The sequence below is a fragment of the Paenibacillus sp. N3/727 genome (assembly GCF_022637315.1).
Taxonomy (GTDB): Bacteria; Bacillota; Bacilli; order Paenibacillales; family Paenibacillaceae; genus Paenibacillus_AQ; species Paenibacillus_AQ uliginis.
Window position 1 is genome coordinate 2,494,909 of the sequence record NZ_CP093336.1, and the last position, 15,729, is coordinate 2,510,637.

The 15,729-nt window shown below is 46.4% G+C and carries 15 protein-coding genes; all 15 read left to right on the forward strand.

Annotated features, from left to right (window positions below; all coding sequences use genetic code 11):
* Positions 1-8 precede the first annotated feature (8 nt).
* The 15 genes from mgsA (at position 9) to MNQ98_RS11330 (ending at position 15,615) form a co-directional block, all read left to right on the forward strand.
* A complete protein-coding gene (gene mgsA / locus MNQ98_RS11260) occupies positions 9-431 on the forward strand; it encodes a methylglyoxal synthase (RefSeq protein ID WP_208914521.1) in 423 nt (140 codons plus the stop codon).
* On the forward strand, positions 428-1,135 hold the full coding sequence (bshB1, locus tag MNQ98_RS11265; RefSeq protein ID WP_241933244.1) for a bacillithiol biosynthesis deacetylase BshB1: 708 nt from the start codon (positions 428-430) through the stop codon (positions 1,133-1,135). The genes mgsA and bshB1 overlap by 4 nt, the downstream gene beginning before the upstream one ends.
* Positions 1,136-1,168: 33 nt before the next feature.
* A complete protein-coding gene (gene bshA / locus MNQ98_RS11270; protein WP_241933245.1) occupies positions 1,169-2,335 on the forward strand; it encodes an N-acetyl-alpha-D-glucosaminyl L-malate synthase BshA in 1,167 nt (388 codons plus the stop codon).
* A gap of 41 nt (positions 2,336-2,376) precedes the next feature.
* Positions 2,377-3,675, forward strand: coding sequence for a CCA tRNA nucleotidyltransferase (locus MNQ98_RS11275; protein ID WP_347272249.1), 1,299 nt, complete (start codon positions 2,377-2,379; stop codon positions 3,673-3,675).
* Positions 3,662-4,645, forward strand: coding sequence for a biotin--[acetyl-CoA-carboxylase] ligase (locus MNQ98_RS11280; RefSeq protein ID WP_241933246.1), 984 nt, complete (start codon positions 3,662-3,664; stop codon positions 4,643-4,645). The genes MNQ98_RS11275 and MNQ98_RS11280 overlap by 14 nt, the downstream gene beginning before the upstream one ends.
* A gap of 277 nt (positions 4,646-4,922) precedes the next feature.
* Positions 4,923-5,801, forward strand: coding sequence for a 3-methyl-2-oxobutanoate hydroxymethyltransferase (panB, locus tag MNQ98_RS11285; RefSeq protein WP_241933247.1), 879 nt, complete (start codon positions 4,923-4,925; stop codon positions 5,799-5,801).
* On the forward strand, positions 5,798-6,688 hold the full coding sequence (gene panC, locus MNQ98_RS11290; RefSeq protein ID WP_241933248.1) for a pantoate--beta-alanine ligase: 891 nt from the start codon (positions 5,798-5,800) through the stop codon (positions 6,686-6,688). Before panB ends, panC begins: the two co-directional genes overlap by 4 nt.
* On the forward strand, positions 6,681-7,064 hold the full coding sequence (panD, locus tag MNQ98_RS11295) for an aspartate 1-decarboxylase (protein ID WP_241933249.1): 384 nt from the start codon (positions 6,681-6,683) through the stop codon (positions 7,062-7,064). The genes panC and panD overlap by 8 nt, the downstream gene beginning before the upstream one ends.
* 115 nt (positions 7,065-7,179) lie before the next feature.
* Positions 7,180-7,809, forward strand: coding sequence for a tetratricopeptide repeat protein (locus MNQ98_RS11300; RefSeq protein WP_241933250.1), 630 nt, complete (start codon positions 7,180-7,182; stop codon positions 7,807-7,809).
* Between the two features lie 135 nt (positions 7,810-7,944).
* Positions 7,945-10,809, forward strand: a complete 2,865-nt coding sequence (gene dinG, locus MNQ98_RS11305) for an ATP-dependent DNA helicase DinG (protein WP_241933251.1) — start codon at positions 7,945-7,947, stop codon at positions 10,807-10,809.
* Between the two features lie 45 nt (positions 10,810-10,854).
* Positions 10,855-11,508, forward strand: coding sequence for a redox-sensing transcriptional repressor Rex (locus MNQ98_RS11310; RefSeq protein WP_208914512.1), 654 nt, complete (start codon positions 10,855-10,857; stop codon positions 11,506-11,508).
* Positions 11,495-12,796 (forward strand): amidohydrolase, encoded by a 1,302-nt coding sequence (locus MNQ98_RS11315; RefSeq protein ID WP_241933252.1) that lies wholly within the window; start codon positions 11,495-11,497, stop codon positions 12,794-12,796. The genes MNQ98_RS11310 and MNQ98_RS11315 overlap by 14 nt, the downstream gene beginning before the upstream one ends.
* Before the next feature lie 28 nt (positions 12,797-12,824).
* Positions 12,825-13,343, forward strand: coding sequence for a cell wall elongation regulator TseB-like domain-containing protein (locus MNQ98_RS11320; protein ID WP_241933253.1), 519 nt, complete (start codon positions 12,825-12,827; stop codon positions 13,341-13,343).
* Positions 13,344-13,586: 243 nt separating this feature from the next.
* Entirely contained in the window at positions 13,587-14,120 is a 534-nt protein-coding gene (locus MNQ98_RS11325; protein ID WP_241933254.1) for a hypothetical protein, read from the forward strand.
* Positions 14,113-15,615, forward strand: coding sequence for an AAA family ATPase (locus tag MNQ98_RS11330; protein ID WP_241933255.1), 1,503 nt, complete (start codon positions 14,113-14,115; stop codon positions 15,613-15,615). Before MNQ98_RS11325 ends, MNQ98_RS11330 begins: the two co-directional genes overlap by 8 nt.
* Positions 15,616-15,729 lie beyond the last annotated feature (114 nt).

Below are 15,729 nucleotides of genomic sequence, written 5' to 3' on the forward strand. Positions count from 1 at the left end.
GACGCGACATGATGAAAATTGCATTCATAGCACATGACCGCAAGAAAGAAGAGATGGTTAACTTTGTAATTGCTTATGAGCAGGTTTTTGAGGGACATGATCTTTACTCAACTGGAACGACAGGAACCCGGATCATGGATCAGACGGATCTACGTATTCACCGTTTTATGTCTGGTCCGCTTGGGGGAGACCAGCAGATCGGGGCGCTTGTTGCTCAAAATGAAATGGATCTTATCATTTTTCTACGTGACCCGTTGATGGCTCAGCCTCACGAGCCGGACATTAACGCACTACTCCGTCTTTGTGATGTTCAAGGGATACCGCTTGCAACAAACATTGCTACAGCTGAAATTTTGGTTAAAGCCCTCGACAGAGGTGACTTGGGCTGGAGAGAACTTGTTGATAAATATAAACCCGGTACGGATCTATGAGCCAGAAGCTTGATATATTAATCTTTGGTGCACATGCGGATGATGCTGAGATCGGCATGGCAGGCACGATATATAAGCATACTTCAGCAGGCGCTTCGGTGGGGATATGTGATCTGACCGCAGCAGAAATGTCGTCTAACGGCACGGTTGAGCTTAGAAAGCAGGAAGCGGATAAAGCCGCTCAGGTTCTAGGACTGTCGGTTCGCAGTAATCTGGGTCTGCCTGACCGGGGGTTGTTTGTAACACCGGAAAATATTGAGAAAATAACGGCAGAGATACGGAAGTATTCTCCATCAATCGTGTTCGCTCCATATTGGGAAGACCGCCATCCTGACCATATTGCCTGCAGCAAGCTGGTGGAGGAAGCTGTCTTTAATGCGAAACTTCGGCGCTATATGCCGGATCAGCCAGCGGTAAAAGTGGACGAGCTCTATTTTTATTTTATTAATGATCTTGGACAAACAGATCTCGTGGTTGATGTTTCAGCTAACTATGAGATGAAGGAAGAGGCGCTTTCCTGTTATCGGTCTCAATTTGTAAAAACAGACCATAATTCTGTCTCAACTCCATTAACAGAAGGGTACATCGAACGTGTGCGTGCCAGGGATTCGCTGCTTGGACAGCGCAAACTCATTTCCTATGCGGAAGGGTTTGCGACTAAAACTCCGCACATGGTTCATCTATTTATCTCCAAAGAGGCATAATAATAGGCATAAGCAATCGTAAGGAGGCCTCATATGAAAAAACAGCAGCCGCTAAAAATAGGCATTACCTGCTATCCCTCTCTGGGCGGCTCGGGCGTAGTTGCTACCGAACTCGGAAAGCTGCTCGCTGAACAAGGCCACCAGGTGCATTTTATAGCACACAGCATTCCCTTTCGCTTAGGGAGCTTTCATAAAAACATTTATTATCATGAAGTCGAAGTAAACGATTATTATGTATTCCGATATCCGCCTTATGATCTTTCACTCGCTACTAAAATGGCTCAGGTTGTCAAAATGCAGCAACTGGACGTCCTGCATGTTCATTATGCAGTTCCTCATGCCGTGTGTGCCTTTCTGGCGAAACAAATGGTAGGAGATCAATTGAAAGTGGTGACCACTTTGCATGGTACGGATATTACCGTACTGGCACAGGATGAATCTTTGAAAGATTTGATCAGGCTTGCAATTAACGAAAGTGATGCTGTGACAGCCGTATCACAGGATCTGATCCGGGAAACACGGGAAGTGCTCGATATCAGCCGTGATATCGATTTAACTTATAATTTCGTGGACCACCGTGTTTATTATCCGAGGGATTCCGCTTCACTAAGGCGTGATTTTGCGGATCCTGATGAACGGATCATCATGCATATATCCAATTTCCGGCCGGTCAAACGGGTAGGCGATGTTGTTGACATTTTCGCTGAGGTGAACAGCCAAGTCCCTTCCAAGCTGCTGCTTGTAGGTGAAGGGCCTGAGCTTCCGAAGATCCAGTGCCGCATCAATGAGCTGGGACTCAGCGACAGGGTTCATTTCCTTGGAAAGCAGGATGAAATCGCGCACGTGATCTCAATGGCGGATGTCCTTCTGCTTCCTTCGGAGAAGGAAAGCTTCGGGCTTGTCGCTCTGGAGGCGATGGCTTGCGGAGTCCCTACCGTCGGTTCCATTGCCGGTGGTATTCCGGAGCTCGTTACCCATGGGGAAACAGGTTTCCTAGCACCTATTGGCGACAGTGGGCAGATGGCTGAGTACGTCATCGATATTTTTAAGGATGATAAGCTGAATTCCAGCCTGAAGGAAGCGTGTCTTCACAGATCAAGGACGCTCTTCTGTAACGAACGGATTCGCAGCAAGTATGAAGAAATTTATTACCGAGTATTGGGGCGGGAGGTAAGTGAGCTGAATCCGATTTTCGGATAGGCTCGCCTCTCGTCCGTTTTTCGGATAGAAGGAACGGGAGAATGATGGCTGAACAGCACCAAAGTATTGTGTGGCAGCACGCCGACTCTGACATGGCAGCCGGCAGTGCTAAAGTGATTCGTACGCTAAATGATCATGGATATGAGGCGTATTGGGTCGGAGGCTGCGTTCGGGATGAGTATATGTGTCGGAAGGTAAGCGACATGGATATTACAACCTCCGCTCTCCCCGAGACGACAAGTGCGCTATTCCCCCGGGTAGTGCCTACCGGAATAAAACACGGAACGGTTACTGTTATTGAGAAGGGACAGTCCTTCGAGGTGACAACCTATCGTATTGAAAGCGGTTATGAAGACCATCGCCGACCTACCCAGGTTTTTTTTGTAAGTGAGGTAGAAGAGGATTTAAGGCGGCGGGATTTTACCATGAATGCCATGGCTCTTGGAATCGACGGGATATGGGTTGATCCGTTTGGCGGAAGAAAAGATATTGATCTGCGGATAATCCGCTGTGTCGGCGACGCGAGAGTTCGTTTTCGTGAAGATGCTTTGCGGATGATTCGCTGTATCCGTTTTGCGTCTGTTTTCGGTTTCTCCATAGCGAAGGATACCTGGAAGGGAATCTTGGCAGACCGGGAAACATTATCATGGATTGCGATGGAACGTATCCGCAGCGAGCTGGATAAAATGATGTCAGGGCCGAACCCTTTAAGGGGACTGGAACTGATCAAACAAAGCGGCCTATATGCTTCAATGAAGGTTCCTTTTCCTTTTGAAAAGCATGACCCCAATATAATAGGTGCCATCCCTGAAGTTCAATCCTCCGATCTGGACATTCGCTGGGCGCTGCTCATTCACGGATGCGGAATCTTGGTTGATGAGGCGGACAAGCTGTTGCGAGAGTGGACCTTTTCTAATAGACGGAGGGAAACGATTCTTGGATTGCTTAAATTTCAGGAGCGCTGGTTCAATGATGTTAGAGGTATTGAGCCGGATTCGGACCGTCAATTATGGATAAACCTGGTACTTGAGCTTGGTACAGAAATCGCTGAACAATGGCTCTGTATGCAGGAGGCTGTGCAAAGAGCCGGGCAACAGATCAACGCAGATGTATCTGTTGAACAAGCCCGCCATTGGCTGAATGCGATGAACGTTAGAAGTCTGAAGGATCTGCAAGTAACGGGTACTGAGCTTCTGCAAGCATTAGAGCGTCGCGGTGGTCCATGGATGGGGAAGGTGCTGCAGCAGCTGCTTGTAAAGACAGCTGCCGGTTTTCTTCCCAATGACAAAGACAATTTGATTGAAGAAGCAAAGCGGGTGATGAACCATGAAGAAGAATGAGACGTTAACGCTGCTGGATATATTTCTGGAGCAGTCCGGACAGTTTCTGTCCGGTGAGGAAATCAGCAGGCGCTTAAACATCAGCCGGACAGCTGTGTGGAAACAGATTAATAAGCTTCGAAGTGCTGGTTATGAATTTGAGGCGTTGCCGCGTCTGGGATATCGAATGACAGAGAAGCCGGAACCACTTGATCCGGCTGTGTTGTCAGCATGTTTGACCAACCGTTCATTTGGTCATCAGATCGAAATTCTACGGTCAACTACGTCTACTCAAGAAGATGCTCGCCGACTTGCCGAGGAGGGTGCTCCTGAGGGAACGCTGGTTATTGCTGAGGAACAGACCGGTGGGCGAGGACGTATGGGGAAGAAGTTTTATTCACCATTCGGCAAAGGAATATGGATGAGCTTAATCTTGCGCCCGACACAGCCGCTCCATCTGACGCAGCAATTGACGCTGTTAGCGGGTGTTGCTGTCCGTAGAGCAATCCATAAGACAACAGGTCTGGAAGCCGGAATCAAGTGGCCGAATGACCTGCTCATTGACGGCAAGAAGATATGCGGAATTCTGCTGGAGTCCGCCACCGAGGATGACGTTGTCAGATACTGTATTGCAGGAATTGGCATCAGCGTAAATCTTAAGGAAGAGGATTACCCGGATGAGTTGAAGACGATTGCGACGTCGCTTCGTATGGTCTCTGGTCATAATATTAACCGAAATGAATTGATCTGTTCGATTCTGAATGAAATGGAGTCTCTATACGGACTATATAACGAGCAAGGCTTTGAGCCCATCGCATCGCTGTGGGAAGCATCTTCCGTTACGATGAACCGTGAAGTCAGAGTCCAATCTTCAAGGGGCGTAATGAACGGAACGGCTGCTGGTTTACATCCTTCTGGAGCATTACTTGTAAGAAATGGGGACGGGGAATTGATTCCTGTTTTTTCAGGTGATATTAAGCTGCTGAAGTAAATGAAACAAGGTGAAAAAAATAAAAAGATTTGTTATACTGTGTTCAGAGGCGGTATCTTCTACGGGAAGAACTGCACTCTGGGGACAGAATTGAACTTTAAGGAACACCTTCATAACTGCTTTTGCCGGTTACGTTGGATTCTGCTCTGAGCCGAAAGGACCGAGACAGAAGGGACGATCGCGAGTGACTCTTTTTTGCCTTTCGGACTTTTTAGCGTACTTTTGCTAAAAGGTTTTTTTGTTGTGTTATACACTAAGTGAAAGGGGCTTGTGTCACATGCCAGGCAAACAACCATTAAACATTGTTAAAATGAAAAAAATGAAAAGTGAGGGCGTACCAATCAGTATGCTGACCGCATACGATTACCCTTCCGCTCAGCTCGCTGAAGAAGCTGGAGTTGATATGATTTTGGTCGGTGATTCCTTAGGCAATGTCGTCTTGGGATTTAACTCAACCATTCCCGTTACGATCGATGATATGGTTTATCACACTCGTGCGGTTGCACGCGGAGCAGAGGATACGTTTATCGTTGCGGATCTGCCGTTTATGACCTATCATGGCAGTTTGGATGAGACACTTCGAAATGTTCGCCGATTAATGCAAGAGGGCCACGCCCATGCGGTTAAGATGGAAGGCGGTGCCGAGATTGCTGATACTGTCAAGCGAATCGTACAGGCTGGCGTACCTGTTCTAGGACATATTGGACTTACTCCGCAGTCAGTAAACCAAATTGGGGGATATCGAGTTCAAGGCAAGGACACTGCTGATGCCGAACGACTGATGAATGATGCCAAGGCGTTGGAAGCCGCTGGAGCTTTTGCCGTAGTGCTAGAGCTGGTAACTGAGGAAGCGACTGCTGATATTAGTAAGGCGTTGTCCATTCCAACTATAGGTATCGGAGCAGGCCGTTATTGTGACGGTCAAGTGCTTGTATACCATGATGTGCTTAAATATACTTCTTCCTATAGAGAAAAAAGATTTGTCAAAACATATGCAGATGTCGGCACGCTGATTCGTGAAGGCATTTCTCAATATGTAAAGGAAGTGAAGGAGCGCTCTTTTCCTGCTGAGGAGCATGTCTTTTCAGCTCAGGGTACGCATAAGCCATCCTCATCCCTTTATGGAAACGAAAAAGAAAAGGTGACTTCAAGATGAAAGTAATTCGGACGATTGAGGAGCTGCGTGTAGAAATTAGACATCGCCGCAGCACGGTTTCAGGCCCTGTGGGGCTTATTCCGACCATGGGATTTCTCCACGAGGGCCATGGCAGTCTGATGCAGCGAGCTCGTGGAATGACGGGTACCGTTGTGCTGAGTATTTTTGTAAACCCAATCCAGTTTGGGCCAGGTGAAGACTTTGAAACTTACCCAAGAGATGAGAAGAGAGACCTCGCTGTCGCTGAATCTAAAGGGGTAGACATTGTCTTTATACCGGAGGTACAAGAAATGTACCCTCAGCCGATAAAAACGAAAGTGGCGGTATCTGAGCTGACTTCTCTCTTGTGTGGGGCATCTCGTCCTGGACATTTTGATGGTGTGACAACCGTCGTGAATAAGCTCTTTAATATCGTGAAACCTGATTTTGCCTTTTTCGGGATGAAGGATGCACAGCAGGTTGCCGTACTTGAACAGATGGTCCGTGACTTGAATATGGACGTCACCATCGTACCGTGCCCGATAGTCCGGGAGGAGGATGGCCTCGCCCTCAGTTCCCGCAACGTGTATCTAAATGCAGAAGAAAGGGAACAGGCGTTGGTGTTATCCAGATCACTGAATATAGCTTTGGAACAACTGGAGAACGGAGTCACAGCTACTGCTGGTGAGGTACGCAGATTGCTCACGGAGGTTATCTCCGGGGCGCCGATGGCGAAGATAGATTATGCTGAGGTACTTACATTTCCTGAACTGATGCCGATTGATAATGAAGCAAGGCTTGCCGAAACAGGTAATGACTGTATACTGGCGCTTGCTGTTCGTTTTGGCAAGACCCGCTTAATCGATAATGCACTATTCCAAACGAAAGAGGGTAATCCTCATGTTTAGAACAATGATGAAATCTAAAATTCACCGTGCAACCGTAACTGAAGCCAATCTTAATTATGTTGGCAGCATTACCATTGACGAGGATTTAATGGAAGCCGCTGATCTGCTTGAGAATGAAAAAGTACAGATTGTGAACAATAATAACGGTGCGCGTCTTGAAACGTATGTCATTACAGGCCAGCGCGGAAGTGGTGTGATCTGCCTGAACGGTGCGGCTGCACGACTGGTTCAACCAGGTGACAATGTCATTATTATTTCTTATGCGATGATGTCAAAAGAGGAATATGAGAACCATAAACCGACAGTTGTTATTGTAGACGGCGGCAACAAGCCGATTATTACCGAGCACCGTGAGATTCATGCAACGATTCGATAAAGTCGTTCACTCCAAAATGTAACGCTTGTTTCGGGAATGAAAACATCAGCTTTAACAAAAAATGAACTCAGGTCGACGAACTGATCTCATTTTTTCTAAGGGTGGGATGCACTCCATGTTTCAACATGTATTCGACGAAATGAACGACATGTTAGATGAAATTGTGAAGCATTACCCTTCTGCACATGGTCCCAAGAAACAGGCGCTGATTCATAACTGGAATATGTTGAAGAGTATGAGTGAAGGTATCATTGATGAATGGCTTCGGTTTGAAGAGAAGATGGCTATTTTCCGTGAGAGTGCAGCTTCATCACCGGTTTTTCCGCCGACCGAATCACCGGAAATGCAGCTGGATGCTTTCATACGCGGCCAAGGATACTACAAACTCCTTATGTTCAGACCTGCTCTGACCCAATTTACGGTTGCTGCTGCCATATATCCGGAAAGCTTGCTGATACGGCTCTATACGGCCATGGCTCATCTGCATTTGGGTGAGACGGTGGAGGCTTCAGGTTATCTGCTGTCGATTCTCCCGCTGGCGGATGACAAGAGATTACAGGCCATGATTTATAACGCTCTAGGCTGCATACAGGTCATTAACGGACGAACAGACAAAGCTCGGGATTATTTCACGCTTGCGATACAGAGTGACCCGACTCTTCCCGATCCGCTGATTAATCTGGAGGTTTGCCACAAGAATCGCGGGGAACTGCAGTATGGGAGTCAATTGATTTCGTTGTTATGAATATCAGTCTGTAGAAGCGATGCCCGCTCGAAGCGCCGAGTCTGTGGCATCGTCTTTTTTATGTCCATAATGTTCAAACGGCGTTACATCTGTTATGCTGTTATTTAGACTGGAATGAAAGGGATTTATACGAACATGAAATTTGCCGTATTGGATTTTGAAACTACGGGCAACCAGTCAGCCGATGAAATCATTCAAGTGGGGCTGGCCATCATCGATGAAGATCGCAGCATTTCCCGAGTGTACGGCTCTTATGTCAATCCCGGGATTCCGATTCCACCGTTTATTACAGGTTTGACAGGTATTTCGGATCAAGATGTAGCTGAAGCACCCTCCCTTGAGGAGATGATGATGGAACTGGTACCTATGCTCGATGATGTTGTACTTGTGGGGCATAATGTAGCCTTTGATTTTAATTTTTTGCAAAATGCACTCGACCGTTGCGGTTATTTACCTTTCAGCGGGCGGATACTCGATACGATACATTTTTTGAAAATATGCTTTCCATCACTGACATCGTATCAGCTGGGGATGGTGTCCTCCTATTTCGGCCTGGAGCATGACCGCCCACACCAAGCGGACAGCGATGCGCTTGCTACCGCCTATGCGCTGCTGAAATGTCTGGAAGAGCTTGATCAGCTTCCGCTGCTTACGATACAGCGTTTGAGCGATCTTTTTGCGGTTGAGGACAGTGATTTGAGCTGGTTCTTCGATGGAATGCGGGCTGATAAGGAAAATCAGGCGATTCAGGATCCGGACAACTACACGTATTTTCGTCAATTTGCTCTGGCGATCGAGGACTGGACCGATATGACACCTGCACGAGATGAAGAAGAGGTTAATCCGCTAGCCGAGCTATCCTTTGAGCAGTATATGAGCCAGGTACGTAATAATTTACGTGAGATACTTCCTCAATATGAAAGTCGGGATGCCCAGGACATTATGTTCGAGGAGGTCATGAAGGCACTAGAGGATGACAAGCATCTCCTGATTGAGGCTGGGACCGGTACAGGGAAATCACTTGGATACTTGCTACCTTCCATATACCAAAGTGTGAAACAGGAACAGAAGGTAATGGTCAGCACGCATACAATCAACCTTCAGGAACAGCTTCGTGAACGGGATATCCCGCTACTCACTAAGATAGTCCCGTTTCCATTTAAAGCCGCCGTCTTCAAAGGGAGACAGCATTATTTGTGTTTGAGAAAATTTGAACATAAAATAAATAGAAGAGATTTCAACACACCTAAAGAGGATATCATCATTGCAGCCCAAATGATCATATGGCTGACACAGACAGAAACCGGGGATGATGAGGAACTGAACCTTGGTGGACGCGGTGGGGACTTCTGGGAAACGGTATCTAGCGATTCCGATTCTTGCTTGGGACGGGCTTGCCCATGGTTCCGAAAGTGTTTCTACCACCGTGCGAAGCATGAAGCGGGTATTGCGGATGTGGTTATTACGAACCATTCCAAATTGTTTACCGATGTAAAAGCGAATCATCAGCTGTTGCCGTCGTATGAGCGGTTGGTCATTGATGAGGCTCATCACTTGGAAGATGTGGCGGGGAAGCATCTCGGGCTCCATATGAAGTATTTTACGGTGATACACACACTTACACGTCTCTACAAGGACAGCCGGAATGGACAGTTGCCAGCACTCCGTCAACTGCTTCAAACGTCGGCGCACGAAAAGGCGGGGGAATGGACAGTAGTCATTGACCGGCTATACCCTGATCTAATTACTGTCAAGGAGAGCTGGGACCGGCTCAGTGACCTTCTGTTCGGACTTCTTCCTGAACGCGGAGATGCTTCTGCGGGGGATGCAGGACAATTTACGCTTCGACTGTCACCATCCAAGAAGCCAAAAGACTGGGAAAGCTTAACGGAGTTAGAGAATCAGATTCACGTCACCTTGGGAGACGTCGTTCGCAAAGGAGATATGCTAACATCTGAAGTTCGGGAAGAACTGAATGATTATGGAGCAGATAGTTTAATTACGGATATTAACGGCCTCTTTAAGGACTTGGCTGCGCACCGGGAGAATCTGAAATTTTTCATGACTCTGAACGATGAAGGCGTGGTTTACTGGATGGAGGCGAACGGTAATTTCCGCAGTAAATCGCTGCAGATGTTTGCTGTGCCAGTTGATGTGAGCGGGCAGTTGAAAGAGCTGTTCTTCGATAAAAAAAGAAGTATCATCCTCACTTCTGCAACTCTATCTGTAGATAAATCGTTTCAGTATATGATCGATAATCTTGGGCTGCAGGATGCTTCAGATCAGGGGCAGCTGAATACCGTGCAGCTTCCGTCACCGTTTAATTACCGTGAGCAAGCATTGTTATTAATTCCAAGGGACTTCCCAAGCGTTAAGGGGACCATGGGAGATCAGAACTTTGTGAGTACACTCGTTCAATCACTTGCAGATGCCGCTAAAGCGACTCATGGACGAATGTTGGTGCTGTTTACCTCGTACCGTATGCTGCGCCAGGTGTATGATCCGCTCAAGGAAGTTCTGTCATCCAGTGATATATCCGTACTAGGACAAGGGATGGATGGATCAAGCCGAACCAAGCTGATCCGAAGGTTTCAGGACAGCAGCGCATCGGTGCTGCTTGGGACAAGCTCATTCTGGGAAGGGGTCGATATTCCGGGAGAAGCGCTGACATGCCTGGCTATCGTAAGGCTACCGTTTCAACCGCCTAACCATCCCCTTGTCGAAGCGAAGAGCGAGCTACTGCAGCAGCAGAAGAAAAATCCGTTCATGAAACTATCCGTACCTCAAGCGGTTATTCGCTTTAAGCAGGGTTTCGGGCGTCTTGTGCGAACAGCTCAAGACAAGGGTATTGTGATTGTTTATGATACCCGTGTGATTGAATCTTATTACGGAAAATACTTTTTATATTCACTGCCTGGCCCGAAAATGGAACATATGCGGACAGAGCAGATGGTTCCCCGCATTGCGGAATGGCTTCATGGGGACGAGGCGATACAATAAGAATTTAAGTTATTTATTTTGAGTTTATCATTAGGGGGAGCATGCATGAAATCGGATAAAATTTCGGAGGCCGTGGTTCGCAGACTGCCCGTATATTTACGCTATCTGAACGAACTTCATCTTCGTGAGGTTGCGACGGTGTCCTCACAGGAGCTTGGACAGAAGCTCGACCTAAATCCGGCGCAAATCCGCAAGGATCTTGCCTATTTTGGAGATTTTGGCAGAAAAGGGATAGGTTATGACGTCTCTTATTTGATCGAGAAAATCCGTCATATTCTTAAACTGGACCAGCAAATTAATGTAGTGCTTGTGGGTGCTGGTAATCTTGGACACGCCCTTTCCAATTACAACGCTTTTTTGAAAGATAATATGAAGATTGTAGCTATATTCGATGCATATACTCCCAAAGTCGGCACTAAAATCAACAATTTAGTCGTTCAGTCGATGGAAGAATTGACGGCGACTATTAAGGAGTTCGGAATCCGGATCGGGATTATTACCGTTCCTGATGTCGAAGCACAAGATGTGGCGGATAAACTGATCTCATCCGGTATTGAAGCGATTCTGAATTTTGCGCCAACGATCTTGAAAGCTCCTCCGCACATCCGGATTCATACAGCTGACTTCACGACGGATTTGCAGAGTCTGGCTTATTATTTGGATAACGGAAAGGAAGATGCCGATCATGACGAAGCGTAAATGGATGATTAAAAACGGAACCTTTGCTGTGCTTCAGAACGAAAAGCCGGTTCTGCGCGGATATATGGTCATCGAAGACGATCTCATTACCTATATCGGTGAAGAACAACCGAAGGTTGAGGAAAATACGGAGATTATCGACGGCACACATCTGTTTTTCATGCCTGGTCTTATGAATACGCATGGTCATACGGCTATGTCGCTTCTTCGTGGGTACGGGGATGATCTGGCACTTCAGGTATGGCTGCAGGAGAAAATGTGGCCGATGGAAGCGAAGTTTACAGCTGATGATGTATATTGGGGTACCTCGCTGTCTGTGATCGAAATGCTGAAAGGCGGCACGACGACCTTCCTCGATATGTATGATCATATGGATCAGGTAGCAGCCGTGACTGAGCAGTCCGGTATGCGTGGGGTACTTACTCGCGGTGTAATCGGTTTGTGTCCTCCAGATGTTCAGAATCACAAGCTGAAGGAGGCTACAGCATTTGCGAAGGACTGGCACGGTAAAGCCGATGGACGTATCACAACGATGATTTCGCCTCATGCGCCTTACACATGTCCTCCGGATTACATCGAAAAGTTTGTGCAGACTGCTTACGATCTAGATTTGCCAATTCACACCCATATGTCAGAAACAGTAACTGAAGTCGAGCAGAATGTTCGGGATTACGGGTTGCGGCCAGTAGCTCATCTTCAAAAACTTGGCGTCTTCACACGTCCGACGCTTGTTGCGCATGCTGTTCATTTAACGGATGAAGAGATTGAGATTTTGGCGGCTCATAAGGTAGCGGTATCCCACAATCCGGGAAGCAACCTGAAGCTGGCAAGCGGTGTCGCCCGGGTACCGGAACTGCTTAAAGCGGGAGTTACCGTATCACTGGGTACTGATGGTCCTGCGAGCAACAACAATTTGGATATGTTTGAGGAAATGAGACTAGCTGCTCTTATTCATAAGGGTGTCAGTGGCGATCCGACAGCAGTCCCTGCTGTTGAAGCACTTCGTATGGGAACAGAATACGGAGCGAAATCATTATTCTTAGACGGTGTTGGGACGCTGGCTCCCGGCATGAAAGCGGACTTTATCGCGTTAAATACCGATCAGGCACATTTTCTGCCTCATACGGACTTTATCTCGCATGCGGTTTATTCAGCGAGTGCCAAGGACGTGGAGCATGTGTGGGTAAATGGTAAGCAGGTTGTCAAAAACGGAGTTTGCCTTACATTGGATGAAGAAAAGATTCGCCGTGAAGCCCAAAGTGCGTTCGAGCGGCTGTTGACCCTTTAGGGAATAACAAGGGAGCGAGGAACGCAGATTGAAGAAAAAAACGAAGTGGATACTTCTCAGCATTTCCGGTTTTCTGCTCATATTACTGTTTATTCAGATTTATTATTCAAATGTAATGTCTGGTAAATGGTCGGAAGAGAACGCGGCCATCAAGGCGGCTCAGCAATATGGCGGTTTGATGAAGAAAGACAAAACTTATAAATCGGTATGGGATAAAGACAGCATTTACTGGGTCGTTACCGGTAAGGATACGGAAAACCAGGATATCATCGTTTGGGTGAAGTTTACGGAAGAGAATAAACCACTGGATGGAGCCAAAGCTGTACACAGCGAACCTCTGAGCGGTGGTATGTCGGAAGCTCAAATGCGTAATCAGATCAAGAGTGACCTGCCTGGTTCGGTAATCGAAAGGCTTGTTCTAGGTATGTATGAAGGAGAATACGCATGGCATCTGTCATACCATCAGAACAATGAGACGAAATACCGGTTTTATCGGTTTCAGGATGGAAGTCAGATCGGTGAAGACATTATTCTACCCAATCAATAACAAAATTTAACACTCCATCAAAAGGTGGAGTGTTAAATGACAAGATTTTGTGTAAGCGTTTACATAAAATATTAATAAAATAGTTTTAAATATTTTCACAGACTTGAATGAAAAAAGTATATAAGATGTGATATACTCTTATTTGTATTAAAGAGGCGGATTTGTGTGTGTGGATATATGCAATATTGATATATCGACCTTGATACATCAATAATATACATCATATAACAAGGAGGAAATACATTGAAACTACGCATTGTTCCTGTCGTTCTGACAGTCGTTATATCGGCATCGGTGCTTTTTGGCGGTTGGTTTCTGTATCGACAAATGGCTCTTCAGAATCCACTGGCCAATGTGGTATCACAGTATGATGGTGTGATAAGCTCTCAAATAGATATTAAACAGGATACAGTCACTTTGAAACTTGATTTAGAACCAGAAACGAATTTACGGGGTCTGGTCGAACATATAAACAAGGAAGGTAAGTCGGTTGTCGGTAAACGTACATTGAAGCTTGAGGTGGAAGATCACTCGTCCGAGCAGCTGAACCAATGGTGGGATGAGGCTATGTTATCAGTAGCCGAAGCGATGGATAACAAGCAGTACACCGATATACAGTCATCTTTGGATGAACTGGCAAAAAACTCACCTACGTTGAAAGCAAACGCTCAAATTGATGACCAGAACGTATATGTAAGTTTATCCGACGGCAAGTCAGGTAAGTTCATAATTCTACCACGCCAACCCGGCAAAATGGAGGTGTGGAACCATGCCTAAGTGGTCCAAGGAAGTATTGATTGGCTTCATCCCTGTGCTGTTCGTATTCCTTGCATTCATTGGCATGAATGTTGTTCCAATCCTTATTGCAGCCATGCTTGTAGGAGTTCTTCTCTTTATAGCCAAGATGAAGGGCGGAATAGCTGTAGGTGCAGGTGGTGAACGTAAACGGAAAAAGGGTAATATGGCAAAGCTGACCTTTGAAGAAATCGGAGGGCAGGATAACGCGAAGCAGGAGCTGCGTGAGGCGCTTGATTTTCTAATCCGTCATGAAGAGATCAAAAAATTCGGAATTCGCCCATTGAAAGGCATTTTGCTGACAGGGCCTCCGGGAACAGGTAAGACACTGATGGCTAAGGCGGCAGCACATTACACAAACTCGGTATTTGTTGCTGCTTCGGGCAGTGAATTTGTTGAAATGTATGTAGGTGTCGGTGCTGGCCGTATCAGGGACCTGTTTAAAGATGCCCGCACCCGCGCAGCCAAAGAAAACAAGCAGAGCGCGATTATTTTTATCGATGAGATTGATGTGATCGGCGGCAAGCGTGAAGGCGGGCAGCAGCGAGAGTATGATCAGACATTGAACCAGTTGTTAACTGAAATGGACGGTATCTTTACGACGGATGCACCGCGTATTCTTGTTATAGCAGCAACGAACCGGAAAGAGATGCTTGATAGCGCACTTCTTCGCCCTGGACGATTTGACCGCCATATTCAAGTTGATCTTCCGGACAAAAAAGGACGCGCACACATCTTAAATCTACATGCGGGTAATAAACCGCTAGATGCGGACGTTGATTTGGAAAAAATTGCGGAGGAAGCATATGGTTTTTCAGGTGCCCAGCTTGAAAGTGTTATGAATGAAGCCGCCATTTACACCATGCGTGAAAATGAGGAATTTATCTCACAGCGTCACTTGTCTATGGCAATCGATAAGGTAATGATGGGTGAACGTTCTGACCGTGAGTCCAACATTGAGGAGAAAAAGAGAGTGGCGATTCACGAGCTTGGACATGCTATTATGGCTGAGCGTGTTCGTCCAGGAAGTGTGAAGCAGGTTGCTCTCAGTCCGCGGGGGAAAGCGCTCGGTTATGTCCGCCACAACCCTCAGCAGGAGCAATATCTGTACACCAAATCGTTCCTGGAAGAGCAGATCATGATTGCTCTTGGAGGGGCAGCGGCCGAAGAAATTTATTACGGCGGACGCAGTACAGGCTCCAGTAATGACTTTGAGCAGTCTCTCAATATTGTTGAGACAATGATGAAGTCAGGATTGACATCTTTGGGTATTATTAACATGAATATGGTAACAACTGAAGAGCTGATGAGAGAGAATAATCTGATTTTGGAAGACTTGATGAACCGAACGAAACATTTGTTAGAACAAAGTCGTGCTATATTCGATAACTCTCTTGATATCCTGATGAGAGAGGAAATACTATCAGGAGAGCAATTCAGATGTCAATTTCGTGAAAATGCCCTTTTACCAGCATAAATTGTTATGCTGGTTATTTTTTTTTACTTTTTCGTCGTGCTAAGATATTATTATACTTTGTGCCTTTCTAAATGTATTTTTCGACAAAGACGGGTACAATAGAGTATAGAGATA

Coding starts and splice junctions, on each gene's coding strand:
- dinG (WP_241933251.1), top strand. CDS start 7,945: ATGAAATTTGCCGTATTGGATTTTGAAACTACGGGCAACCAGTCAGCC.
- MNQ98_RS11275 (WP_347272249.1), top strand. CDS start 2,377: ATGATGGCTGAACAGCACCAAAGTATTGTGTGGCAGCACGCCGACTCT.
- bshA (WP_241933245.1), top strand. CDS start 1,169: ATGAAAAAACAGCAGCCGCTAAAAATAGGCATTACCTGCTATCCCTCT.
- MNQ98_RS11300 (WP_241933250.1), top strand. CDS start 7,180: ATGTTTCAACATGTATTCGACGAAATGAACGACATGTTAGATGAAATT.
- mgsA (WP_208914521.1), top strand. CDS start 9: ATGATGAAAATTGCATTCATAGCACATGACCGCAAGAAAGAAGAGATG.
- MNQ98_RS11330 (WP_241933255.1), top strand. CDS start 14,113: ATGCCTAAGTGGTCCAAGGAAGTATTGATTGGCTTCATCCCTGTGCTG.
- MNQ98_RS11310 (WP_208914512.1), top strand. CDS start 10,855: ATGAAATCGGATAAAATTTCGGAGGCCGTGGTTCGCAGACTGCCCGTA.
- MNQ98_RS11280 (WP_241933246.1), top strand. CDS start 3,662: ATGAAGAAGAATGAGACGTTAACGCTGCTGGATATATTTCTGGAGCAG.
- MNQ98_RS11315 (WP_241933252.1), top strand. CDS start 11,495: ATGACGAAGCGTAAATGGATGATTAAAAACGGAACCTTTGCTGTGCTT.
- panD (WP_241933249.1), top strand. CDS start 6,681: ATGTTTAGAACAATGATGAAATCTAAAATTCACCGTGCAACCGTAACT.
- bshB1 (WP_241933244.1), top strand. CDS start 428: ATGAGCCAGAAGCTTGATATATTAATCTTTGGTGCACATGCGGATGAT.
- panC (WP_241933248.1), top strand. CDS start 5,798: ATGAAAGTAATTCGGACGATTGAGGAGCTGCGTGTAGAAATTAGACAT.
- panB (WP_241933247.1), top strand. CDS start 4,923: ATGCCAGGCAAACAACCATTAAACATTGTTAAAATGAAAAAAATGAAA.